Raw genomic sequence first — 24,250 nt, 5'->3', positions numbered from 1 at the left:
ATTACAAGACTTTATGGAAGAAATGTTCGCTTTAGCAGGATTTATAAAGCGCTCGCAATTTGAAGTAAATCAGCGCTATGTTTAAAACTCTACACATCTTTAATAAAATAAACAAGAATTTACAGCTAATTTTATATTTTTTTATTTTCTATCAAATAAAGAAAGTAAAGAAATAATATAAATGACAACTAATATATAAAAGGGTGCTGTCAAAATCTTTAAATCAACAGCCAGATAAGCAAACAATATTGGTAAACCTCCAGTAAAAATTGCCATACCTAAATTTTGTGTGATAGCTAAACCACTAAATCTTTGACTTTGCTTAAATCTATTTAATACTACACACATATAGTTAGCATTTATTAAACCATTTACAAAAGCAAAAGGAATTATAAAAGCTATAGTCCACGCTAAAGATGCTTTTAAGATCAAAGCCGTAGCTAGTGGCATAAGTAGTACTATCGCTAATACAATCCCTATAGCTTGCGTAGCCTTATTACCAATTTTATCAGCGATATATCCTCCAGCTAAAACTGATATAGCATATGTAACTATTGTTACTAGTACATAGGCTGATGTCACATTTTTATCTAAGCCTAAGCACTTTTGACAATAAGCTGGCAAAAATACTATAAACATTGCTAAAAATACTGTACAAGATGATATTGTTAAAATAGACCTTAAAGATAACCCGAGATGATTCTTCAACAACTCAACTAAAACTAAACCTCTTGACTCACCTATCTTAGGAGTTAAGGTTTCACCGATTGATGAACGCCAGAAATAACTAAAAAGTACTGCAACACCTCCAAAAGCAAAAGCTAAGCGCCAACTATAGGCAAAAAACTGCTCTGTTGTTAGTACAAGACTTAACAAAAAATATGCTATAGAACCTAAAATCATACCGAAAGTAGCACAAAATATAACTATTGAAGTAAGGAAATTACGTCTAGTTGAAGATTGTTCATTAACTAATAGGACAGCTGCTGTTAACTCTCCACCAAAAGAAAATCCTTGAATTAATCGACATGCCGCCAATATCAAAGGTGTGAATATACCCAAAGTGTTGCTACTTGGTAATATAGCTATTACTAATGAAGATATTCCTATTAATATAACAGTCCATTTAAAAGGTACTTTTCTACCATATTTATCACCAAGATTCCCCCAAAATATTGCTCCTATTGGCCTAGCAAAATATCCTGCTCCAAAAATAGCAAAAATCAAAATAAGTGAACTATTGAGTGACTCTTGATGTAAGAGTGACATTGATATCTGAAAAGCAAATAAGCCAAATATATGAAAGTCAAATGTTTCAAAAGCACTCCCAAGGCTTGAAACTATTATTGATTTAGTACGCAAGGTAAAACTCCAATTTAGTATGGTTTAGCAGTAGTAATTGCTAAATTATAAAATCAAATAAAACTTTGTAAACTATACTTAGCCTCTAAGAATTCATAAATACCATCATCCGAACCTTCTCTTCCAAGCCCAGACTCTTTGATACCCCCAAACGGTGCTTTTTCACTTGAGATTGCACCGGAGTTTATACCTACCATACCATACTCAAGAGCATTTCGAACCCTTCTTATCTGATTCATATCACCGCTAAAGAAATAGCTTGCTAAACCATACACTGTATTGTTTGATCTTTGTATAACTTCATCTTCTGTATCAAAACCAAAGATACCAATAACAGGACCAAAAGTCTCCTCACAACTAACAGCCATATTATCTTGCATATTATCTAAGATAGTTGGCTCAAAGAAGTTACCACCTAGTTCTAAGTTCACTTTACCACCACAAACTAATTCAGCACCTTTTTTTATAGCATCATTAACATGAGACTGAACTTTTTCTACTGCTGCATTATTAATCAATGGACCTATTTTTACATCTTTTTGTAATCCGTTACCTTGCTTGAGCTCCATAACTACTTGCTTAAGCTTTGATAAAAAATCCTTTCTAATAGAATTCTGTACAAAGATTCTATTTGGCGCAATACAAACTTGACCAGCATTTCTAATTTTAGAAGCTAAAATTCCTTGAATAGCCTTCTCCTGATCAGCTCCTTCAAATACTATAAACGGTGCATTTCCTCCAAGCTCAAGCGATATTTTTTTGACAGTATCTGCTGCTTGTTGCATTAAAAGTTTTCCTACTCTTGTCGAGCCTGTAAAAGTTATCTTTCTAACTATACTACTTTGCTGGAACTCTTTACCTATAATCTTTGAATCACCACAGATGACTTGCAATAAGTTTTCATCGGCTCCTGCATCTATTAATAGCTCTTTAACGGCAAATGCTGTTAGAGGTGTTAGCGCAGATGGTTTTAGTATTACACTACAACCTGCTGCAATTGCAGGTGCTGCTTTTCGTGTAACCATAGCAAGAGGAAAATTCCATGGAGTTATCGCAGCTACTACACCCACCGGCTGATAATCAACTCGACCTTCAGCATCTTTTATATTTGGGTCAAATACTCTTGAATCAATTCTATTTGCCTTCTCAGCATACCATCTAATAAAGTTTGCTCCATACTGAACCTCTCCTTTCGATTCAGTCAAGGGTTTGCCACTTTCTAATGTGATAATCTCTGCTAAATAATCAATATTTTCAATAACCAAATCATACCACTTAGATAAAATCCTTGATCTTTCAATAGCAAGCTTTTCTTTAAAAACATTCTGAGTATGTTTAGAAACTAAGATACTATCTTTAACATATTGTGCACTCTTGCTCTCAAGCTGACATAAAATCTCACCTGTAGCAGGATTAACTAACTCAAAACTATTCTCCCCAATATATGAGTATTTTTGTAAAACTCTATTTAGCAGCTTATTCATGACTATCTCCACTTTAGTATCTGAATATTCTAATATCTTGCTGTTGCATATCTATTGCTATTACTAGGTTGATTAAAACTAACACCTATACAGCCTGATAAGCTAATAACTAATAGAACTAAGAAAACTTTTTTCATCACTATTTTCTTATTTTAGACTCTTATAAAAGAAATTATATAGACTGAATAGCAGTAATTGCAATCGTATAAGTTATATCATCAACTGTAGCACCTCTAGATAGATCATTGACAGGTTTATTAATACCCTGTAAAACTGGCCCAATACTTAAAACATTAGCACTTCTTTGTACTGCTTTATAAACAGTATTACCTGTATTTAAATCTGGGAATATAAGAACAGTCGCTTTACCCGCAACAGGACTATTAGGCGCTTTTTTGTTAGCTACACTTTCTATCATAGCAGCATCATATTGTAATGGTCCATCGACTAATAAGTCTGGAGCTTTTTGTTTAAGCATTTCTGTTGCTGATCTAACCTTTTCAACTTGTGCTCCCGACCCAGAAGTTCCTGTACTATAGCTTATCATCGCAACACGAGGCTCAATATTGAATTTTTTCGCAGATTCAGCACTTTGGATAGCAATATCAACTAATTGCTCAGCAGTTGGATCCTGGTTTACTGCACAATCCCCAAAAACCACAACCTCATCTGGCATGCACATGAAAAACACTGAGGAAACTAGAGAAATATTAGGTTTAGTTTTGATAAGTTGTAATGCTGGTCTTAAAACATCTGCAGTCGTATGCTCAGCACCTGACACCAGACCATCAACCTCACCTAGATATAACATAAGCGTCGCAATGATTACTGGGTTTTTAAGAGCATCTCTTGCCATACTCTCGGATAAACCTTTATGCTTACGTAGGCTTACCAAAGTATCTAAATATTTAGCCTCAGCAGTATCATCAATAGTTACAACTTCAATGTCATCTGGCAAACTAAAACCATTTAATTCTGCAACTTTATTAATTTTTTCTCTATCTCCAATTAATACGCATTCTGCCAAGCCTTGTTCATGACAGTTTTTTGCAGCCTCCAAGGTTCTTGGTTCATAGCTCTCAGGTAAAATGATACGTTTTTTAGCTTTTCTTGCCATCTTCAATAAATGATATCTAAAGGCTGGTGGTGACATAACCTCTTCTTTAAGCTCTTTTGATGTCAATGTAGTTATTATTTTTTCTCTATCTAGTGAGTTTGATATAACTTCTTTTACTTTTTGAATTCTCTCCTTATCATCAAGAGGAATTCCCATTAAATCGATATCCGCTATTTTAAGAATAGTTTTGACACTTTTATTTTTTGTTGTAAGTATTGCAAACCCTGCTTTTTCGGCAGTCTCAACACACAGTTGCTTTACTTTTTCTTTTGATTGTTGGTAGATATATTCTTCAGCAGTTAGGACTATTCCAGCAATCTTCATGCCATTTTGTACAGCTAAACAAACTGCCACTAAAATATCTGAACGATCTGCTGAAGTTACTATTAGTGAATTAGGTGTTAGATCATTAACTAGATTATCCACCCCTCTAGAACACATCATAACTTTCTTAACTCGAGCTTCTAAGCTTACGTTAGATAAAACATTTAAATTAAGAGTGTTTTTAATATCTAAAACTCGTGGAAAAGTCCTCTCCTTGTTCCAATCAACAACTCCTATTAGATTTAAACCTTTCTGTGCAAATACAGGTAATTGCTCAAGCTGATCTCTAGTTATATGTCCATGCTCTTGGGTCGATGTATTTTCATCTGTCAAACTAAAACTAACTTTACCATCACTATCATAAGGAGCATTTAATTTTGTAATTACAGCGCCAATTATTTTTATTTTCTTTGGAATTCCTTTAACTGCATAATCTAACTCATCATTGATATCACCCATTGGTTTATTACCATGATATGATGTTATTATCACATTAGCGCTTAATGCCTTTATAAGCTCAAGATTTAGTTGATCAACAACAGCATTAATAGGATATAACTTATGTGAACTACTTCCTTGCCTAAATAAGCCTGATATAACTACAAAATCCGAGTCATAACATTTCTCATAAAACTTACTTAGAACGACCTCAACATAATCTTTAATACGATCATTTAATAAATATGCTTCAATCTGTTCAACAGACATACCCATATCATAAATTGGATGAAAAATTCCTACTTTCAGACCCTTTTGCTGTAGCGAGAAACTCAATCCATTTGCCAAAACTCGCAAGCCGGTATGCTTTGATGTTGGTAATATAAAAATAGATTTTTTCATAGCATCCTCTTATATTAGTTTTTGTGTATCTTGAGCTATCATTAACTCTTCATTAGTAGCTATAACCATTATTTTATGACTATTTGATGTATTAACAAATAAATCAGATTTACTATTTTTCTCAACATCTATTTCAAAGCCAACATTATTTAACTTTGAAACAATATTCTCACGAATATTAACAGCATTTTCTCCAATACCTCCTGTAAATACAAGTGCATCAAATTCTTTGAAATAAATCATATAACTAGCGACAAACTTAGCGACTCTATGACAAAAAATTTCTATTGCTAATTTTGCTAGATCATCGCCTTTTGCAGCTAGTTCAGAAACCTCACGCATATCATTATGTCCACAGATCCCTAAAAGCCCACTTTTCTTATTAAGAGTATTTGTGATTTTAGCAATATCCCAACCAAGATTATCTGAGATATATGCAAAAATACTCGGATCAATAGTCCCAGAACGTGTACCCATTACTAGACCATCTAAAGGAGTTAATCCCATACTAGTATCAATACTCTTCCCATCTGCAACTGCTGTTATACTACAGCCATTACCAAGGTGAGCAACTATTACATTAGCTTTTTGCTTAGCTAATATTTTTGCCGCTTGTTGAGATACATATTTATGAGATGTTCCATGGGCTCCATACTTTCTGATATTATGATCTTGTGTAAGCTCTCTTGGTATCGCATATTCTGCAACGTAATTAGGCATAGTTTGATGAAAAGCAGTATCAAAAACAGCTACCTGAGGTAAGTCAGGAAATATCTGCTTACAAAAAGCAATCCCCTCAATATGGGCAGGATTGTGCAAAGGAGCTAAAGGAATACAGTCTTTAATTTTCTGCAAAGAGTCATCATCAATTAATACAGATTCTGAGAAAAATTGTCCTCCGTGAACTACTCTATGTCCAATAGCAGAAATTTTATTTAGATAACCGCTCTTTGATAAAAACTTTTTTAGCTCATTGAAAATATCTGAATATAAACCATTCTCAATATTTTTTTGAAGTTTTTCTTTAGCTTTGAAAGTAACCCTACAATTTTTGCTTCCAATATTCTCAGCAAGTCCCGTTAAAAGAGACTCTGCTGTTTGTGGATTAATAAGGGCAAACTTAACAGATGAACTTCCACAATTTAAGACTAATATATGTGACATTTTTTGAAAAAAAGGAAATACTATTTGTCAGTATTATACTCTTTTTAAAACTATAAGGCTAATAACTAGAGTCTTATGGATACAAATTTAGAATGGAATATCATCATCAAAATTAGATGAATTAATCTCTGCAAAATCAGGCATATCATTTTGTTTTTGTTGCTGTTGCTGACTTTGACTGAAGTTACCACCTGATTGTTGATTGAAGTTTTGATTATTTTGGTAGCTAGGATTAGTATTTCCTTGAGCTTGAGCATTACCACCGCCAACAAATTGGAAGTTATTAGCAACAATCTCAGTTGTATACTGCATATTGCCATTTTTATCCTGCCATTTATTAGTACGTAATCTTCCTTCAACAAAAAGTTGTGAGCCTTTGCTAGCGTATCTTTGAATAATCTCAGCAGTCTTACCAAACACAACGACACGATGCCATTCTGTAGTTATATTTTCACCCATACCATCATTAGTTGCGATACTCAAAGTAGCTACCATTGTACCATTTTGTGTAGTTCTAACCTCTGGATCATTACCTAGTCTTCCAAGTAATATAACTTTATTAACCGTTCCTTTGGCCATTTTAATCTCCCATATTCTTTATATAATTACACTATTACAGCTTACATTAAAAAAACTCACCTTATAAGTTGTTTAAAATATTTTTTTGACTTTTTTTCAAAATATATCTTTAAGATTCGCTATGATTCATTAATCGCAAAATCTATCTCATCAAAACTAAAACCGTTATATGCTAAATAACTCATAGCTTTTTGCTTTAATTTAAAATCAGACTGTAATAGTTTGATATCCTTATATTTTTTTTGTAAACACCTTTGACATAACTCAAACCAGTCAATATCCTGATCATCTAAAACATTTAGAACTAATTCTTGAGATAAGCCTTTTTGGTAAATTGCAGTATTTATAATCCTCTTTTTACCTCTAAGTTTAGACAACTCACTTGTTACAAACACATTAGCAAAACGCTCATCTGATAGCCATTTATTTTTCTCAAACTCATCAAGTAAAGACTCTATTTCTTGTGATGAAATATTATCTCTCGTATGGAGTTTGTCAGAAAGTTGTTTACGTGAGTAATCTTGCTTTGCAAGAAGGTAAAGAAGATAGTTTTTTTCTTTAGATAAGCTCATCTTGAGTAGCTAATTCAGGATCTTGTTGTGCATATTTATGTGGCAATAAAAGTTCAAGTATTGCTCTTTCAATTTCATCACGCTCTTGAGTATTCTCTTTTAGATAGTCTTTAGCCTTTTCTTTTCCTTGACCAATCTTCTTACCTTTATAGCTATACCAAGCACCTGATTTCTCTATAATATTATGTTTTGCACCTAAATCTACTAATTCAGCTTCTAATGAGATACCCTCACCATAAATAAGCTCAAATTCTGCTTGCTTAAATGGAGGAGCTACTTTGTTTTTTACAATCTTGACTTTGATCTCATTACCATTAATATCTGTACCATCTTTAATAGTACCGCCTTTTCTAACCTCTAAACGCACAGATGAATAGAATTTAAGAGCATTTCCACCAGTAGTAGTTTCAGGGTTACCAAACATTACACCGATTTTCATACGAATTTGGTTAATAAACATAACCAATGTATTTGAACGTTTGATATTAGCTGTTAATTTTCTCAAAGCTTGAGACATTAGTCTTGCTTGTAGACCCATATGAGAATCGCCCATATCACCCTCAATCTCAGCTTTTGGCGTCAGTGCTGCAACAGAGTCAATAACTACAATATCTACACCGCCAGAACGTACAAGCATATCGGCAATTTCTAAAGCCTGCTCACCTGTATCTGGTTGAGAAACGATTAAATTATCAACATCTACACCTAAAAGTTTAGCGTATTTAGGATCTAATGCATGCTCAGCATCAACGAATGCAGCTGTACCACCTTGTTTTTGACATTGAGCAATAGCCAATAAAGTAAGTGTTGTCTTACCTGAAGACTCATGACCATATATTTCTATTATACGCCCCTTTGGATACCCACCAATTCCTAATGCTACATCAAGAGCTATAACACCTGATGGCACGACCTCTATATCATGAGCAGCTTGCTGGTCTCCCAGCTTCATAACCGAACCTTTACCAAATTGTTTCTCAATCTGGGCAAGAGCTGACTCTAGAGCTTTTTCTTTACTCATAATTATATCCCTAATTTATATATTAATGCTGCTTGCCATCCACAGACTCTTTTAGAGAATCTTGATACATAGCATCAAAGTTTACTGCAGATAAACACAATTGAGGGAAACCTCCACTTAACACTAGGTCCGAAACTGCTTCACGCGCATAATGATAAAGGATGTTTGGACAAAACGCTTTTTTAGCATGCTCGATTTGCTCTTCTTGCATATTTGATACTGTAAAAATACCTGCTTGTTTGACTTCTATCTCAAAAGCAGTCATTCCATCATTCTCAACCTTTATCTCAAGAGTTAGAATACTCTCATAAGTATTTTCCTCTGGAAGGTTTACCGCATCAACTTTTAAGTCAGTATGTAGCTCTGGTCTCCATGCTGTAGCCCAGATCTTATCAGAGTTAGGTATAGAAAAAGAAAGATCTTTTACATAAACTTTTTGAATTTGAAATTGTGGTTGTTGTTGATCCATTTTAATGATCCTTAATAATCTTTATTTCGCTAATGATTTAACTGGGTAACTAGCCTGCATCCACGCACCTAGACCTCCATTAAGTACAAATACTTGCTCAAAACCTTCTTTGCGCAGTTCTTGCGTTGCTTTTGTAGCATTATCACCGTAGATTACAATAGGTTTAGCCTTATACTTAGCTAACTTATTATGCTTTTGTGCAATCTCACTTAGCTGAATGTTTTGTGCTCCTATAATATGAGCTTTAGCAAAAGCTTCTTGATCTCTTAAATCTAAATACACACCTTTACCTTTATTAACTGTCATCACAGCATCTGCAACAGATAATGTATATTGAGACTTCTTAGTTTGAGTTAGTTCAAAAATTATATATATCACTAACAGCAAGATAAAAGATAAACAAAACACTAAGTTTTGTGAAACAAAATAGCCTATATTTTCCATACTTTAATTGTCTTTTATAATTATTTCTAAATATAAACTAAGATTATACATAGCTTTAGATCTAAAAAAAAGAAGCTTTTAATTTAATAAATATACGGATTTGAAGAAAGGTGAAATATTATTATTTAGATTACTGCATTTTAGCAATAACTTGCTTAGTTACATCAATACCATTTACATTGTATAGGCTCATCTCAGCTGGTAATACAGCATCACAACCTTTATCTTTAGCAACATCACCAGAAGCTTTTGTTAATGCATCTTTAAATGCATCTGCATCATCAGAAGCCATCTTCTGAACTTGATTCATTAGATCTTGGTACTGTTGCATAGCTTTTTCAAGATCTGCTTGTGCTTGTTGCTTATCTTGATCTTCTGTTTTATCTGCAGCTTGTGCTTGAGACTTATCACCTTTAGCATCATCAGATACAACGTCATCTTTCTCTTCAGTGTATGAGTTTACTTTCTGTTGTAAAGCAGTGATTGTTTTCTTAAGCGTATCCATTTGTGGCTTTAATTTTTGTTGATCTGCTGTAACTTTTGCTTTACCAAGAGGAGATGTCTCAAAGATATCTTGAACATTTGCAAAACATACGCCCCCAGCCATAGCTGTTGAAGCAGAAATCATTAAACCACCAGCAATCATAGCTCCTAAAACTGTTTTTTTCATAATTTTTCCTTATCCTTTTAGTTTTAAAGTTCTTTCATTATCGATTATAGTCATGGTTTTTTGATGTTTCAATATTTATTTAAAACTAAAGCTACTCTCTGATAATGCTTTGTAATAAACACTATTACCTAATTTATTAGATACTGCTGAGAGAAAATCTAAAGGTTGAGTATAATCAACGATTTCTAAATTGTTTAATTTCTCCCTTCTTAGCTGATCAATTGATGCAAAACCATCCACAAGTCCCATTTTCTTAGCTTCTATCCCACTAAAAGGAGCCCCTGAGAAGGTTGTTGTCATAGATTTATCTTTTAGTCTATCTCCTCTAGATTTTTCAACAGCATCTATAAATACTTGATGAGTCTCATCAAGAAGCTTTTTAAACTGTTTTGTTTGACCAGGCTTTTCTGGTGAAAAAGGATCAAGGAAGTCTTTATTGCTACCCGATGTATAAGTCCTTCTTTGGATACCTAACTTATCCATAAGACCCGTAAAACCAAAACCACTACCCACAACTCCTATAGAACCTGTAATTGTCATCTTATTTACATAAATTTCTTTCGCTCCAGCTGCTATATAATACCCTCCACTTGCACAAACATCGGTACACACCGCATACATAGGTATTTTAGGGTATTTCTTTTGAAGGTATCTCATATGTAAATATATATCATCTGCTTGAACGGGTGATCCTCCGGGACTATTTATCTCAACGATAACGGCTTTAGTCAATTTACTATCATAAGCATCATCTAAACTCTTATTTATCCTTTCTGCATTAGCCTCTGAATCAGCAGCAATAACGCCTTGCACTTTTACTAAAGCTATATGTGAAGTTAGATCTTTTGAAGATGTAAATAATCCAGGTACAACTATAATCAATACAATTAAGATAATTATAGTCCTAATAAAAAGTCTCCAACGCCTTTTACTCTGTATATCTTTTATATGTACTTTAGCTAGTTTTTCTAAAGTTTCATTAGAAATGTTATTTTCCATTTCAGCTCCATATTTGTTAATATTTACAAAATAAATTTTAAACGCATTTCAATAAAAATACATTAGCTAAATTCGGAGATAATAAAATGCCAATACCTTTAGAAACAAAATCTAATAACTTAGGCCTAAAGAATATTCAAAAGCATATTTTTTTATGCTGTGACCAGGAAAGACAAAAGTGCTGTGCTGGTGAAGTTTCGCTAAAGTCATGGGAATATTTAAAAAAAAGGTTACAAGAACTAAACTTATCACAAAACGGTCATATTTATAGATCTAAAACATACTGCTTACGAATTTGCCAAAATGGCCCTATTGCAGTAGTTCATCCTGATAATGTTTGGTATCACTCATGTACGCCAGAGGTATTAGAAGAAATTATTCAAAAGCATCTAATCAATGGCGAAGTAGTCGAAAAATACGCTTTTGCAAAAAAAGAATCTTAATTATTTTGGCAACACCTTGCACAGAAATATCTCTAAAATGGCTTCTTAATTCAAGCTTTCTTTTTTCTAACAAATATTAGTTATTAAATTATTGCTATACCTATAAACAAAGGATATGCTGAAAGTGGTTTTAGAATTTATTTCGAGCATAAGAGGTGATTTATGACTAAAAACATTAATGGTAAAAAAGTTTTTAATACAGCTAAAGACGCTACTAATGTGGCCGAATATGTTGTATCAAGGTTGGTCGATTTAGGAATAGATCATTCATTTTCAGTACCTGGAGATTTTGCATTTGCACTAGATCACGCACTTATCAACAACCCAAAACTTAATAACATCGTAAATGCTAATGAGCTTAATGCTAGCTATGCCGCAGATGGTTTTGCTAGGGTTAATGGAGCTGCTATTTTATGTACCACTTATGCTGTCGGTGAGTTAAGTGCTCTAAATGGTGTTATGGGTTCAAAAGCAGAAAACTTAGTTGTTTTTCACTTAGTTGGTAGTCCAAATGATGCTGCTGTTGGAAAGAAGAAACAAGTTCACCACACATTAGGTGATGGTGTTTTTGGAAACTTTTTTGATTTATCTGCTTCTGCAGCATGTGTCTCAGCTGTTATTACTCCTGAAAATGCTCGTAGAGAAATGAATAGAGTGATAGCAGAAGCATTCAAATATCGTAAGCCTGCTTATATAAGTGTCTCACTTGATGGAGGTAATCGTCCTGTAACAGATATAACACCAGATGATATAGACTGTAGTTATCTAAAAACCGACTCACATCAGCTTGAGTTAGCTGTAAGCCTTGTGTTAGAACGCCTAAGCAAGGCTAAAAAAGTTGTTGCTATTCCTGCTGTCAAATTAGATAGATTTGGAGTAACTAAAAAGGCTATCAAACTTATAGAAAAGTTAAATATCCCTTTTGCCATTATGCCTCATGATAAGAGTGTGATATCTGAAGCACATCCTAACTATATAGGATTCTATGCTGGTTTATTATCAGACACAAATACAGCTGAAATAGTTGAAGATGCAGATCTTGTTATTAATTTAGGTGACGCATTATGGTCTGACTTTAACACCTCTGGATTTACTAATAATTTAGATTTAGATAAGGTTCTGAACTTAGGCCCTTTATTTGTTGAAGACAAGAAAAATTATCTAGCTAATGTTTATTTATCCGAACTTCTTGACGCATTATTAGAGAAAGTTAAGAGTATAAACTATAGGCCTAAATACTCTAGAATATCTATACAAGATACTCCGATAACACAAGAGAACTTAACACTTAAAGTGCTATATTCCCAAATTTTAAAATTCTTAAAAAATACAGACAATCTCGTGGTAGAGACAGGTTCATCCTCACTTAATATGCCAAAGTTACCATTACCTGAAGGTGTAAAATACCATAATCAAACTTTATGGGGCTCTATTGGCTGGGCAACACCTGCTACTCTTGGCGTAGCATTAGCTAGCCCTAATTCTAGAACAATACTAATTACAGGTGAAGGTTCTCATCAACTAACACTTAATGAACTAGGAGTGATGGGCAGATATAAAATAAACCCTATTATTTTGTGCATAAATAACGATGGCTTTATGGTCGAAAGAGCGTTAGAGCTAGATCCTGATCCAAGTTATGATGATCTTGCTCAATTAAACTATAAAGACTTGCCAAAGGCTTTTGGCTGTAATGATTGGTTAACAATCAAAGTAAAAACAAATCAAGAGCTAGCACAAGCACTCAAAGAAGCTAGAGAGCATACGAGCGGTGTATATATAGAAATCATTACAGGAAAGTACGACTATGGTAATGCTCTTGATTTCTTTAATAGCCATTTAAAAGAAATGTATAGCTAAATCCACTATAGCCATACTATGTCTTAGCATAAGCTTTTTCTAAAATTTTCTTAAAAGAAATTCCTTGTATAAATATTGATAGAAAAACAGCTATATAAACGATTGAGAATGAGTTTGTCTGCCTATGAGCTAAAGGTATCGACAAGGCTAACGCAATCGACACACCTCCTCTTAGGCCAGCCCATGTTATAATAAGATTATTCTTCCAGAAATTTCCATTTGCATGTCTTTTCTCTGTGAGAAATAATGAAATTACCACACTGCTATATCTAGCAATAACAGATATTACAAAAACAACAGCCCCTGCAGCAATAAAGTACCAAGATGGATTCATATCTAATATTTCAATACCAACAAGTACAAATAAGAAGGCATTTAGAAGCTCATCAATGACTAACCAAAAATTTGTCAATATAGCTTTTGACTCTACAGAAACTTTTCCTTTAGATCTAGAGTTTCCTATTACAATCCCTGTTATAGCCATAGTCACAGCTTCAGAAATATGTAAGTGCGTTGCAAACCAAGAGCCAAAACTAACTAAAGCTAAAGAAATAATAATAAGAGTGTATCCATCATCTAATTTACTCATAAGAGACTTGCCGAGATATCCTAAAATAAGCCCTAACAAAGCTCCACCGAGTCCATCTTGCATAAACAAAAAGATTAGTTTAACTGAGCTAGTATTTTGTCCACCTTCTATTACGATAGATAAAAAGAACAGAAATAGCACTATTGAGAAAACATCATTAAACAGAGCCTCTCCTGACAAAATGGTTTTCACATTTGCCGGGACATTTTTATTCTTTTTAAAGACATCAAAAACTGTAACCGGATCTGTTGGTGAAAAAATAGCTCCAATCATAAGACAACGGACATAATCAATGTTTATTTTCAAAATATATGGAGCAACTAACCAACATAGTGTACCAATAGTAAATGTTGAAATAATTACGCCAAGACTTGAAAGTATAAAAATTCCATAAGAATTTTTCTTAATATCAACAAAATTTAAATGCATCGCTGAAGCAAAGACAAGATACCCTAGCAATACTTCTAAGACAACTTCTTTGAAATTAACATTATACAGCAAGGTATAAATAGGAAAGAGAGACTTGTGATCTATTTTTAATAAAGCTGCTATTAAAAGTGCTATCAAAGCACTCAAAATGGTTAAACCAATAGCTTTAGGTAGCTTTAAGTATTTATAGTTAACATAACTTGCAAAGCCTGCAATAACACACAATATTACAAATATATAGTAATGATTCACTGTGGATTTCTATATAGTTCTTATTTTTATAATTATACATACAGAGCCTAATAATTTGCACACTTTCTTTTATGATTATGGAGAGTTTCTTTATCCTAACTCATTAGTATCCATTTTTCGAACATCTATGATTCACCTTTACTTACAAGCTTAACTATAAATTCTGAATATATAACTGTACGTGCTCGCAAACATAAACACCATGCTCATTTGCAAAAGTGACTTTTGTGCTCACTAATCTTGCAAATAAGGATTATCTCATACCCACTTTATCTGCAAATAAGATTTTCCATGCTCACTTTATTTGCAAATAAGAAAATCTCCTAAATATTCAATTTATGTAGTTTTTGGTTAAATTCTATATTACGATCTTTACTTCCTTTCCCTGCAAAAAAATCGCGTACTTCTTTTTTGGAAGCATTAAACAACTCACACACTGCGGCTTCTTGATATCCATTTCTTGCTAATTTAGCCTGTATGGATTTTAGATCAGGATGCATAACTTGTTTTACTATATCCAATGTTATAGGCTTTTCACCAGTATCATACGCCAGTTTTAATGATAGCTTTAGATAAAATATTACTTGAAGAGGGGTTAATAGCTCTTGAGCTAAGTATTTTATAGCTTCTTCTGATATATATTCGCTTATTTTCAATGGTTTCTTTTTTATACTATTTTCAAACCACCATCTTATAAACTTATCGTTATCTCCAATACTTCCATCCAACGAAACAATTTCTAGCCTAGCATTAATTTCTTCCATTGTAGAAGTTGATAGTGAGTTCATCAACTTAGGATGTCCAGCCAGTATAATTGTCAAAACACAGCCACTAGCAGATACTAATTCAACTAATCTTTTTAAGGCTATTAAGGTCTGTCCGTGTAAATCATGAGCCTCATCTATAAATAAAACTATAGGTTTATTCTTACTTTTCAAAGCCTTAACCAAATCTCTTTCTCTTTTTTCAGCAGCAGCTGAGAATTTGAAGTTTTTTGTATTCTTACCAAGATCATGAAATAACGCTGTAAACAGCATACTAACATTTACACGTTTTTTATCCGTACTAAGACATCTTGAAACTATTATTTTGCCTTCTTGTTCTATTTCTTGGTCTAATCTATTTAATAGTGTTGTCTTCCCTGATCCAACCATACCAATTAATGCAAAAATACCACCTTGTGAAATATTGAACTTAAGGTTTTTAGTTATTTTTTTGTGAGCTTCTGTTTCAAAATACTTTTGAGTTGATGGAATAATATTTAAATCAAAAAATTCATATGCTTCTACTAGCATTAAGCATTCTCCTTATTCATATGTATTTCAATAGCTAAATAACTATCAAGTTGTCGTATAATTAACTCTTTATCTAAAGTTTCAGTAAGCAAACCATCTATAAATTGTAAATAGCTTTTACTCATTTGACCTAAAGGGCTACCAATATAGTTAGATATGAATTTCTTAGCTTCAATCTTGTTAGAAAAAATAAACTTCTCTTCCTCAAAAGGCTTTCGGTTAACATCTAGGTAGTCAACATCATTAGTGTAAGACATTACGCTTTTAGGAACAGATAAGCTCTTTGCCATTTCTGCTACTTCATCTGCTTGGTGCTCAGCACTTGTCTTTTCATACTTTCTATAAGAACCAAACGATATTATATTGTCAGCTGGATAAAAGGGTCCTAGCAATTTAGGACTATTTTCTATATGTATTTGTTTATCTAATATTCCATATAGAACAGTTACTTTTCTATTAGCCAACTTTGGCTCTAATTGATATAAAACACCATCCACTATTAATGTAGCATCAGCATTAACTTTTCGAGTGTCTGGTTTTCTAACTATTTTACTAAAATGTTCCCATGAACACATTTCATTAATTTGATCATCTTCAAGGTTATCTCGCCATACCTTTATTTTATTAGCATTAATACTTCTATGTTTCTGTTTATTATAATGATTAACAAAATCAGTAAGCCATTCATTTGCTTCATCTATAGATTCTGGAACATGCAAGAAATATTTACTTTCAAAACTGTTTTTTACAGTTTTATTAAAAACCTCAATTTTGCCTTTTGATCTAGCTGTAGTTCTACGACCATCTGAGTTTTTAGGCATATGAGTTAAGAGAGTAATACCTAATGATTGCAAAACTCTTTTAAATATTTTGCTTCTAGCAAAAGCACCATTATCAGTATAAATATATTTGGGAATACCTTGCAGCTGATTATTTTTTGAATCATCTTTATTGCTCATTGCTTCAAATAGAAATAGTAAAGCTGTCATAGCATCTTCACCATCTGTTTGCATATATTTACTAAAAACAACTCCGCTTTTATCATCAGCAATATTGGCTAAAAATAAGCTTTGTGACTCATCAGGCAATCGCTTTAAATTTGAAGGAGTAAAATCAAACTGCCAACATTCATTACTATATTGAGCTTCAAATCTTGTAACAATTGGCTCAATGTTCTTAACAGTATGATAATCTAGATCCAAATTAAGTAAGTGTCTATCAACGGTACTTCTTTTGAGCAAACCTAATGGTGCTTTAATAAGCTCATTATTTATTTGTACTCCTATATTTTCTAGTATTGAAATACATTCTTTGGTAGATAAATGATTATCTTTTTCATTGGAAGTTCTTAATTTTAAAGCTGATATTATTTTGCAATATTTAATTAGCTGTTCTTTTTGAATGTTTCTAGATGTCCCAAGGTCTGATCGTTGAGACTCAAATGGTTTGAAATTTTTGAGTTGTCTATATACATAATTTTCCGAGATACCAAAATATCGAGCGTACTCACTTACTCTTTCTCTTCTTACTGGACTTCGAGCAGGAAGTTTTTGAAGCTCATGCCACAAGCCCAATAATTGTTCTTCTGGTATTCTTTTAGCCATGTTTAAGCAGTGTTTTTATTAAGGGTTTGTTTTATAAAGTCATTAATACTAGTGCCCATATTACTAGCTGCGATAGCTACTTTTTCATGTAGATCTGTGCCTAGTCTAACATTTAGTGAACCTCTAAATGCTTTCTCAGGTTCAACACCTCTTTCTCTACAATCTTCTAGATATTCCTCTATAGAACTATGAAAGCTATCAATTAACTCTTTAGCATTTTCAGCCTCATAAGATATAAGACTTCTAATGAATTGAACTTGACCATAAAAAACCATGCTTTCTTCATCAAACTCAACTGAGCCATAATATCCTTTATATTTAATTAAATTATTCATACTAGTCCCTCCTTTTTTAGAAGTTCTTTAATTTGCTTTATTTGATATTTTTTAAGTATCGGTGTTGGATGAGGTTTATGTAAACTTATATCAGCATGCTTTTTAGATATAAACTTCACTCTTGAACCGCTTGTTTTACCTGAGTTAAATTCTTCATACCCTAAACTGATCAATAACTTTTTTAACTCAGTCCATTCAAAATCCTTTGGCTCTGATAGAAATCTTGTTATAAGCTTTTCTATTTTACTCATCTCATTCAATAATTATTTACTATGATTGTATTATAACAAATAAATGATACTAAATATAGTCGCTTATCAAAAACGACCGTTTTTGAGTAACAAATCAAACTCAGCAAAATATTGCCGCTTTATATTCTCAAAAATAGTTCTTGAAAATAATTATCGAAATGATAGCCTTTTTATGAGTTTTAATAAAAATTAAATAAAATGCTAATAGGATATGCCAGAGTCTCGACTAAAGAGCAGAAATTGGATCTACAAATTAACGCTTTAAAAGAAAGAGGCTGTAAAAGAATATTTGAAGAGAAAAAAAGTAGTACTAAAAAAGATCGTACTGAACTTGCTCGAGCTTTAGATGTTTTACGTGAAGGAGATACTTTAGTTGTCTGGAAACTTGATCGTATAGGTAGAAGTGTTAAGCAGCTAGTATCATTCGTAGAAGATCTTTCTGATAATGATATTAATTTTATAAGCATTAAAGATGGTATTGATACTTCAACAAGTACTGGTAGATTCTTCTTTCATATCATGGCGTCATTAGCACAAATGGAGAGGGAACTAATTGTTGAGCGAACTCAAGCAGGCTTAGCTGCTGCTAGGCTTAAAGGCCGTAAAGGTGGAAGACCAAGAAAAATGACTGATAAAAAAATGAGGTCCGCTAAAAAATTATTGGAAGAAGGAATATCACCTACAGATGTTGCTGAAGATTTGGGTATATCAATTCCAACACTTTATAGGTGGATTCCAGCCTCAGATATAAATTAGTTATTTGCAAATAAAGTGAGCATGGAAAATCTTATTTGCAGATAAAGTGGGTATGAGATAATCCTTATTTGCAAGATTAGTGAGCACAAAAGTCACTTTTGCAAATGAGCATGGTGTTTATGTTTGCGAGCACGTACATATAACTTTTAATTTAGCAAGAAATAAGAGTATAATTCATATTCAAGATCTATAGTGCTATACTATAGCTTAGAATCTTCAGGGCAGGGCGAAATTCCCTACCGGCGGTAACTGTTCTACAGAAGCCCGCGAGCGCTTTCTGAAAATATTTAGAAAGGTCAAGCAGATTTGGTGAGAATCCAAAGCCGACAGTATAGTCTGGATGGAAGAAGATTGGTAAAACTTATAAACTTTTTTTGGGGCTTAAAGTCAATATACATTGATTTTTTGTTCTATTCTATGTTTTGCTCTCCTGCCCTAAGTGTAACTAAAACATTAGACGGGCAAATGAAAAATATTGACAGATACTATATGCAACAAGCTTTGACTTTAGCTAATAGAGGTAGGCTTACAGTCTCTCCAAACCCTATGGTTGGCTGCATTATAGTCAAAAATGGTGCGATTATTTCTGAAGGTTGGCACTCTATGGCGGGCAAATCTCATGCAGAGGTGTATGCATTAACTAAAGCAGGAAGCCAAGCAAAAGACTCTACAGTATATGTAACTCTTGAACCATGTTGTCATCAGGGTAGAACTGCGCCATGCACAGACGCGTTAATCAAAGCAGGAGTAAAAAAAGTTGTAGTGGCAACACTTGATCCAAATCCTAAAGTAGCTGGAAATGGTATCAAAAAACTCAAAAATGCTGGCATAGAAGTCAAAGTAGGACTTTTAAAAAAAGAAGCTCAGCAGCTAAACAAAATATTTTTTCACTATCAAAAGAAAAAAACTCCATTTGTATATGCTAAATGGGCAATGTCTTTAGATGGTAAAATAGCTGTTAATGAAGGTGACTCGAAAGAAATAAGCTCTGATAAAGCCTTCATAAACACTCATCAATTACGTAACATCTGTGATGCCATATTAATCGGCAAGCAAACTCTTATTGAAGATAATCCAAGTTTAAATGTACGCATAAATATCAATAAGCTTAAAAACCCTACAAGGTTTGTCCTATTTAGTAAAATTGATGAAATTGATAGTAATTGGAAAATCTTAGACCAGAATATTGCTAAGACTATTTTTGTTTGTAGTGATATATCTGATCAAGCAAAAACTCAACTTAATCACTTAGGAATTGAATATTGGGTCTTATCCTCCGAAAATAAACAAGTTTGCTTAGAGAGCCTTTTAGAAAAAATGGGAAATATGGGCTTAACAAGCCTTCTTGTAGAAGGCGGTAGAAAAACTCTTGAAAACTTCATTAATAAGAAGCTTATAAATGAATTTGATACATATTTAAGTCCAGTAATAATAGCTGATCATAATCCTAAAGAAAAACTATGCTTTAATAACGTAACGAAACTAGGTAATGATTTACTTATAAATTCTAGCTTTAAGGAAAACAAAAATGTTTAGCGGAATAGTACAGCAATTAGGTGAAATAAAGAAAATATCTACACAAAAAAATGTTAAAACTTTTGAAATAGCTTTTAGCAATAGTCAAAAATGTAAAATTGGTGATAGCGTTGCAGTAAATGGTGTTTGTTTAACTGTTACACAACTAAAAAATAATGAGGATATAGCTAATTTTGATGCTGTTCCAGAAACTCTAGAAAAGACAAATTTAGACCAGCTAAAACTTGGTGACTCAGTAAATACAGAACTTGCGCTTTGCTATGGTGATGTTGTCGGTGGACACATGGTTCAAGGCCATGTTGATGAAAAAGGCATAATTAGAAATATTACAGATGTTGGTGGGGCTTGGATGATTGAAATATCCGCATCAACAGGTTTTATTAAGTATTTAGTAAACAAAGGGTTTGTAACCATCGACGGTATGAGTATAACGATAGTTGAAGTTCTAGATAAATCTTTCACCGTAACACTTATACCTCACACAATTGATGCAACTATTGCAAAAAATTATACTCAAGGCTCTATAGTAAACCTTGAAGCAGATGCCACAGGAAAATATATCTACAAGTATATAAAAGGATTTAAAGAAAATGTTTAAACAAATAAAAAACAATGTTGAAAATGCTATCAATGCCCTTAAACAAGGTACTCCTGTAGTTGTACTTGATGACTACGATCGTGAGAATGAAGGAGATCTAATATTACCTGGTCAAAAAGCAAATGAAGAGAATATAGCCTTTATGCTAGAACATACAAGCGGTATCGTGTGCTTATCTATGGACTCAAAACAGGCAAACCAATTAAACTTATCACCTATGGTTGCTGCTGATAAAAACAATAGCACATTCACAACTCCTTTTACCGTAACAATAGAAGCTAAAGAAGGTGTTACTACAGGAGTTTCTGCAAAAGATAGAGCCCATACTATTCAAGTTGCATCAAAGCCAGATGCTAAAGCTGATGAGCTAGCTCGCCCTGGCCATATTTTCCCACTTATTGCTAATGATAAAGGTGTTTTAGGACGCAATGGCCATACTGAAGCAGCTGTTGATCTTATGAAGCTTAGTGGTTTTAATAGCGCTGGTGTTTTGTGTGAGCTTATGAACAAAGATGGTTCTATGATGAAGGCTCAACAACTTGAAGAATTTGCTAAGAAACATAATCTTCCGCTATTAACTATTGCTGAACTATATCAATACCGTTTAGCTACTGAAATCTTTGTTGAAAAGGCAGCTAGCTCTGTAATCCCATTTGATCATGTTGGTGAACTTGAGATGACTGTCTACAAAGACAAGTTCAACAGCGAAGAGGTTGTTGTATTATCTAAACCTTACAAAGGCGACAAACCTCTAGTAAGAATGCACTCGTCATGTATCACAGGGGATCTTTTTGGATCATTACGTTGCGACTGCCAGGCACAGCTAAGAAAGGCCATGCAAATGATCAATGAGGAAGGCGGATATTTGATTTATCTAGATCAAGAAGGTCGAGGCATTGGTTTAACAAACAAACTAAAAGCATACAACCTACAAATGCATGAGAATATGGATACTATCGAAGCAAATGTTGCTTTAGGTCTACCCGTTGATGCTAGAAAATATGACTTAGCAATACAGGTTCTAAAGTACAATAAGATCGATAGCTGTAGACTTATTTCCAATAACCCTAAAAAAATTAATGCTTTAGAAACAGTTGGGATACATGCAGAACCTGTAGCTTGTGAAGCTTTTGTTAACTCACATAATAAAAGTTACTTAATGACAAAAAAAGATAAAATGAAACACACAATTAAAGGATTATAAGGTATAGATATGGAAAAATTAGCTATTGTTGTAAGTGAGTTTAACTCTTTAATTACAGATAAAATGTTGGAGGGAGCTTTGGAAGAAGCTTATTCTCAAGGGTTAAAAGATAGCCAAATCTATATTAAAAAAGTTCCAGGCGCTGTTGAGCTTCCATATGCCGCTAAACTTTTAGCTGAAACTTCTAAATTTGATGCTATCGTACTACTTGGCTGTGTAATTCGTGGTGAAACAGATCACTATGATTATGTATGTGATCAAGTAAGCTATGGTACTCAAAGAGTCATGCATGAATATAATTTACCGGTAATTTTTGGTATATTAACTACACATAATAAAGAGCAAGCCTTAGAAAGAGTTGGTGGTAAAAAAGGCCACAAAGGTAAGTATTGCGTTCAAGCAGCTTTGACTATGGCAAAAATGAAAAAAGATATATTAGAACAAGGAGTATAAATATGTCTTTAGAGATCTTAAAATATCCTCACCCTGTCCTAAAAGAAGTAGCTGAAGAGGTTAAGAGTGAAGAGATAAATGATCAACTACGTGAAACTCTAGATGAAATGCGTGAAATGATGCTTGATGCTAATGGTGTTGGGCTAGCAGCTATTCAAGTAGGCATCAAAAAAAGATTTTTTATAATGTTTGATAACCTAGATGATTCTTCTCCAGAAATTATAGCTATTATAAACCCTAAGATAATAGAACAAGATGGTGAAGTAATTGATGAAGAAGGTTGTCTTTCATTCCCTGGAGTCTCTGCGAAAGTAAAAAGAGCTACTAGTGTCAAAATATCTGCTTTAAATGAATTTGGTGAAGAGGTTATAATCCAAAAAGAAGGCTTCCTAGCTCGTTGTATACAACATGAGATAGATCATCTTAATGGGATAACATTCTTTGATCACCTAGGCTCTCTTAAAAGGAAAATGATAGAAAAAAAATATAAAAAACTTATGAAGGAAAACTCTCAAGTATAGTTTTTTAATAATTTTGGTGAACAAAGCTTTACTTTTTATAGTAACTCTAGGCAAAATTATTTTTGTATAAGTGTAAAAACGGATTTTAATATGCGCAATATTTTAAAAAAAACATCATTACTACTGTTTGTTCTATTGGTAGCTTCATGTGGAATGCTAACAGGAGATAAGTTTGTCTATGTAGGGCATGGCAAAAACACCCCTGACTATCAATTGTATTATGATAAAACTCGTAAAATGTTTGTCCTAATAGATAAACGAAACGGGTGCTTCCAAAAAGATGATACAGGAACATGTTTTGCTCTGACTCTACAACAAGCAAGAGAGTTTAGACAAAAGGTACTAGTTAAAATGATTGAAATAGATCTAAAACTTGCAAAAGATAACTATGGTAGCTATGCAATCCATGAGCTACAAAAAGCAGGTATCACGACGGTTAATAAACCTATTACAATCAAAGATGTTTACGCTACGCCTATTAGACAAATCGTTATTGATAGAAAACAACAGTATCATTTAGTTAGACAAGAATATAAAGTACAAGCTAACCTAGTAGCAATGGTTACAACTGATAGCAATGGCGAAAAACGTATAAAAGTTGCTTATACTGTTGACTTCCCTGGTTTAGAGAAGCGCTATGGTACAGAGCTTAGACCATTTGTTATAGATCCTGAATATTTATACACTCACATGACTATAGATACAGTTCATGAAGCCCACTACATGCAAAAAGATGTATTATCTAATCAAAAACAAGTTAAAAAAGAAATCGCAGATTATCTTAACGAGGTTGTTGATAAAGATCAAAAAACAGATGGCGCAGATCCAGATCAAAGTATTGCAGATCAAGTAGCTTCTCAAGATAGTGATATAGTAACAGATAACGACATTAAAGAAGAAAAATTAACTAGTGGTAGCTCTACTACTACAAGTGTAAATTCAGGAAGCACTAAGACTGTTTCTTCTAGTTCAACAACTAACAACTCTACTACTGAAAAGCTAGACAATGAAAGTAGTGATGCTAGCAGCACCCCTTCTACAAACCAAGCAAGTAGTGGTAGCTCAATAGTAACTAGTAC

Annotated in this window: 24 protein-coding genes, 1 pseudogene and 1 riboswitch; of the genes and pseudogenes, 9 read left to right on the top strand and 16 right to left on the bottom strand. The window is 33.2% G+C overall.

Translation table 11 applies throughout. The features are described from left to right. Positions 1 to 141: 141 nt before the first annotated feature. The 11 genes from FIP56_RS00585 to FIP56_RS00535 all read right to left on the bottom strand — a co-directional run bounded on the left by FIP56_RS00585 (position 142) and on the right by FIP56_RS00535 (position 11,045). Positions 142 to 1,362: an MFS transporter gene (locus FIP56_RS00585; RefSeq protein ID WP_192577071.1), complete on the bottom strand. Its 1,221-nt coding sequence runs from the start codon at positions 1,360 to 1,362 to the stop codon at positions 142 to 144. 53 nt (positions 1,363 to 1,415) lie between these two features. After that, positions 1,416 to 2,846 carry an NAD-dependent succinate-semialdehyde dehydrogenase gene (locus tag FIP56_RS00580; RefSeq protein WP_192577070.1) on the bottom strand — a complete coding sequence of 477 codons (1,431 nt, stop codon included), beginning with the start codon at positions 2,844 to 2,846 and terminating at the stop codon, positions 1,416 to 1,418. 172 nt (positions 2,847 to 3,018) lie between these two features. Beyond that, positions 3,019 to 5,127, bottom strand: a complete 2,109-nt coding sequence (pta, locus tag FIP56_RS00575; protein WP_192577069.1) for a phosphate acetyltransferase — start codon at positions 5,125 to 5,127, stop codon at positions 3,019 to 3,021. 9 nt (positions 5,128 to 5,136) lie between these two features. Continuing rightward, on the bottom strand, positions 5,137 to 6,291 hold the full coding sequence (locus FIP56_RS00570; protein ID WP_192577068.1) for an acetate kinase: 1,155 nt from the start codon (positions 6,289 to 6,291) through the stop codon (positions 5,137 to 5,139). 87 nt (positions 6,292 to 6,378) lie between these two features. Beyond that, positions 6,379 to 6,870: a single-stranded DNA-binding protein gene (gene ssb / locus FIP56_RS00565; RefSeq protein ID WP_192577067.1), complete on the bottom strand. Its 492-nt coding sequence runs from the start codon at positions 6,868 to 6,870 to the stop codon at positions 6,379 to 6,381. Positions 6,871 to 6,989: 119 nt separating this feature from the next. Further along, positions 6,990 to 7,442: a regulatory protein RecX gene (locus FIP56_RS00560; RefSeq protein WP_192577066.1), complete on the bottom strand. Its 453-nt coding sequence runs from the start codon at positions 7,440 to 7,442 to the stop codon at positions 6,990 to 6,992. Beyond that, entirely contained in the window at positions 7,429 to 8,463 is a 1,035-nt protein-coding gene (recA, locus tag FIP56_RS00555; RefSeq protein ID WP_192577065.1) for a recombinase RecA, read from the bottom strand. Before recA ends, FIP56_RS00560 begins: the two co-directional genes overlap by 14 nt. A 22-nt stretch (positions 8,464 to 8,485) precedes the next feature. Further along, positions 8,486 to 8,932 (bottom strand): protein-export chaperone SecB, encoded by a 447-nt coding sequence (gene secB, locus FIP56_RS00550; protein WP_192577064.1) that lies wholly within the window; start codon positions 8,930 to 8,932, stop codon positions 8,486 to 8,488. Positions 8,933 to 8,953: 21 nt separating this feature from the next. Further along, on the bottom strand, positions 8,954 to 9,376 hold the full coding sequence (locus FIP56_RS00545; protein ID WP_192577063.1) for a rhodanese-like domain-containing protein: 423 nt from the start codon (positions 9,374 to 9,376) through the stop codon (positions 8,954 to 8,956). 130 nt (positions 9,377 to 9,506) lie between these two features. Further along, positions 9,507 to 10,046: an OmpH family outer membrane protein gene (locus tag FIP56_RS00540; RefSeq protein WP_192577062.1), complete on the bottom strand. Its 540-nt coding sequence runs from the start codon at positions 10,044 to 10,046 to the stop codon at positions 9,507 to 9,509. A gap of 75 nt (positions 10,047 to 10,121) precedes the next feature. Then, positions 10,122 to 11,045, bottom strand: a complete 924-nt coding sequence (locus FIP56_RS00535; protein ID WP_192577061.1) for a S49 family peptidase — start codon at positions 11,043 to 11,045, stop codon at positions 10,122 to 10,124. Between the two features lie 86 nt (positions 11,046 to 11,131). Here FIP56_RS00535 and FIP56_RS00530 point away from each other — a divergent pair, with 86 nt between their 5' ends. Further along, positions 11,132 to 11,488, top strand: coding sequence for a (2Fe-2S) ferredoxin domain-containing protein (locus FIP56_RS00530; protein ID WP_192577060.1), 357 nt, complete (start codon positions 11,132 to 11,134; stop codon positions 11,486 to 11,488). A gap of 162 nt (positions 11,489 to 11,650) precedes the next feature. Next, a complete protein-coding gene (locus tag FIP56_RS00525; RefSeq protein WP_192577059.1) occupies positions 11,651 to 13,348 on the top strand; it encodes a thiamine pyrophosphate-dependent enzyme in 1,698 nt (565 codons plus the stop codon). 16 nt (positions 13,349 to 13,364) lie between these two features. Here the strand turns inward: FIP56_RS00525 and FIP56_RS00520 are convergent, their stop codons facing one another. The 5 genes from FIP56_RS00520 to FIP56_RS00500 form a co-directional block, all read right to left on the bottom strand. Then, entirely contained in the window at positions 13,365 to 14,618 is a 1,254-nt protein-coding gene (locus FIP56_RS00520; protein ID WP_192577058.1) for a sodium:proton antiporter, read from the bottom strand. A 323-nt stretch (positions 14,619 to 14,941) separates the two neighbouring features. After that, positions 14,942 to 15,913, bottom strand: a complete 972-nt coding sequence (locus FIP56_RS00515; RefSeq protein WP_192577057.1) for an AAA family ATPase — start codon at positions 15,911 to 15,913, stop codon at positions 14,942 to 14,944. Continuing rightward, positions 15,913 to 17,517 (bottom strand): DDE-type integrase/transposase/recombinase, encoded by a 1,605-nt coding sequence (locus tag FIP56_RS00510; protein WP_192577056.1) that lies wholly within the window; start codon positions 17,515 to 17,517, stop codon positions 15,913 to 15,915. Before FIP56_RS00510 ends, FIP56_RS00515 begins: the two co-directional genes overlap by 1 nt. A gap of 2 nt (positions 17,518 to 17,519) precedes the next feature. Then, positions 17,520 to 17,852, bottom strand: coding sequence for a type II toxin-antitoxin system HicB family antitoxin (locus FIP56_RS00505; protein ID WP_192577055.1), 333 nt, complete (start codon positions 17,850 to 17,852; stop codon positions 17,520 to 17,522). Continuing rightward, a complete protein-coding gene (locus FIP56_RS00500; RefSeq protein WP_192577054.1) occupies positions 17,849 to 18,103 on the bottom strand; it encodes a type II toxin-antitoxin system HicA family toxin in 255 nt (84 codons plus the stop codon). The genes FIP56_RS00505 and FIP56_RS00500 overlap by 4 nt, the downstream gene beginning before the upstream one ends. A gap of 198 nt (positions 18,104 to 18,301) precedes the next feature. On the opposite strand from FIP56_RS00500, the gene FIP56_RS00495 reads away from it, so the two are divergent. The 7 genes and pseudogenes from FIP56_RS00495 to FIP56_RS00465 form a co-directional block, all read left to right on the top strand. Then, on the top strand, positions 18,302 to 18,859 hold the full coding sequence (locus FIP56_RS00495; RefSeq protein WP_192577053.1) for a recombinase family protein: 558 nt from the start codon (positions 18,302 to 18,304) through the stop codon (positions 18,857 to 18,859). A gap of 208 nt (positions 18,860 to 19,067) precedes the next feature. After that, a riboswitch (FMN riboswitch) is annotated at positions 19,068 to 19,215 on the top strand. A 109-nt stretch (positions 19,216 to 19,324) separates the two neighbouring features. Continuing rightward, positions 19,325 to 20,395, top strand: a complete 1,071-nt coding sequence (ribD, locus tag FIP56_RS00490) for a bifunctional diaminohydroxyphosphoribosylaminopyrimidine deaminase/5-amino-6-(5-phosphoribosylamino)uracil reductase RibD (RefSeq protein ID WP_192577052.1) — start codon at positions 19,325 to 19,327, stop codon at positions 20,393 to 20,395. After that, a complete protein-coding gene (locus tag FIP56_RS00485; RefSeq protein ID WP_192577051.1) occupies positions 20,388 to 20,993 on the top strand; it encodes a riboflavin synthase in 606 nt (201 codons plus the stop codon). The genes ribD and FIP56_RS00485 overlap by 8 nt, the downstream gene beginning before the upstream one ends. Further along, the gene (ribB, locus tag FIP56_RS00480) at positions 20,986 to 22,197 is read left to right on the top strand and encodes a 3,4-dihydroxy-2-butanone-4-phosphate synthase (RefSeq protein ID WP_192577050.1); all 1,212 of its coding nucleotides are present in this window, start codon (positions 20,986 to 20,988) and stop codon (positions 22,195 to 22,197) included. The genes FIP56_RS00485 and ribB overlap by 8 nt, the downstream gene beginning before the upstream one ends. Positions 22,198 to 22,206: 9 nt before the next feature. After that, positions 22,207 to 22,650, top strand: a complete 444-nt coding sequence (gene ribH, locus FIP56_RS00475) for a 6,7-dimethyl-8-ribityllumazine synthase (protein WP_192577049.1) — start codon at positions 22,207 to 22,209, stop codon at positions 22,648 to 22,650. Between the two features lie 2 nt (positions 22,651 to 22,652). Beyond that, positions 22,653 to 23,171: a peptide deformylase gene (def, locus tag FIP56_RS00470; RefSeq protein WP_192577048.1), complete on the top strand. Its 519-nt coding sequence runs from the start codon at positions 22,653 to 22,655 to the stop codon at positions 23,169 to 23,171. 90 nt (positions 23,172 to 23,261) lie between these two features. Then, positions 23,262 to 24,050 (top strand): annotated as a pseudogene (locus FIP56_RS00465) (hypothetical protein); the annotation flags it as partial. Between the last annotated feature and the right edge of the window lie 200 nt (positions 24,051 to 24,250).

It is taken from the genome of Francisella sp. LA112445, assembly GCF_012224145.1.
Lineage (GTDB): Bacteria > Pseudomonadota > Gammaproteobacteria > Francisellales > Francisellaceae > Francisella.
Note: the sequence above shows the minus strand (reverse complement) of the source record. Positions and strands in the feature narration are given on the sequence as shown.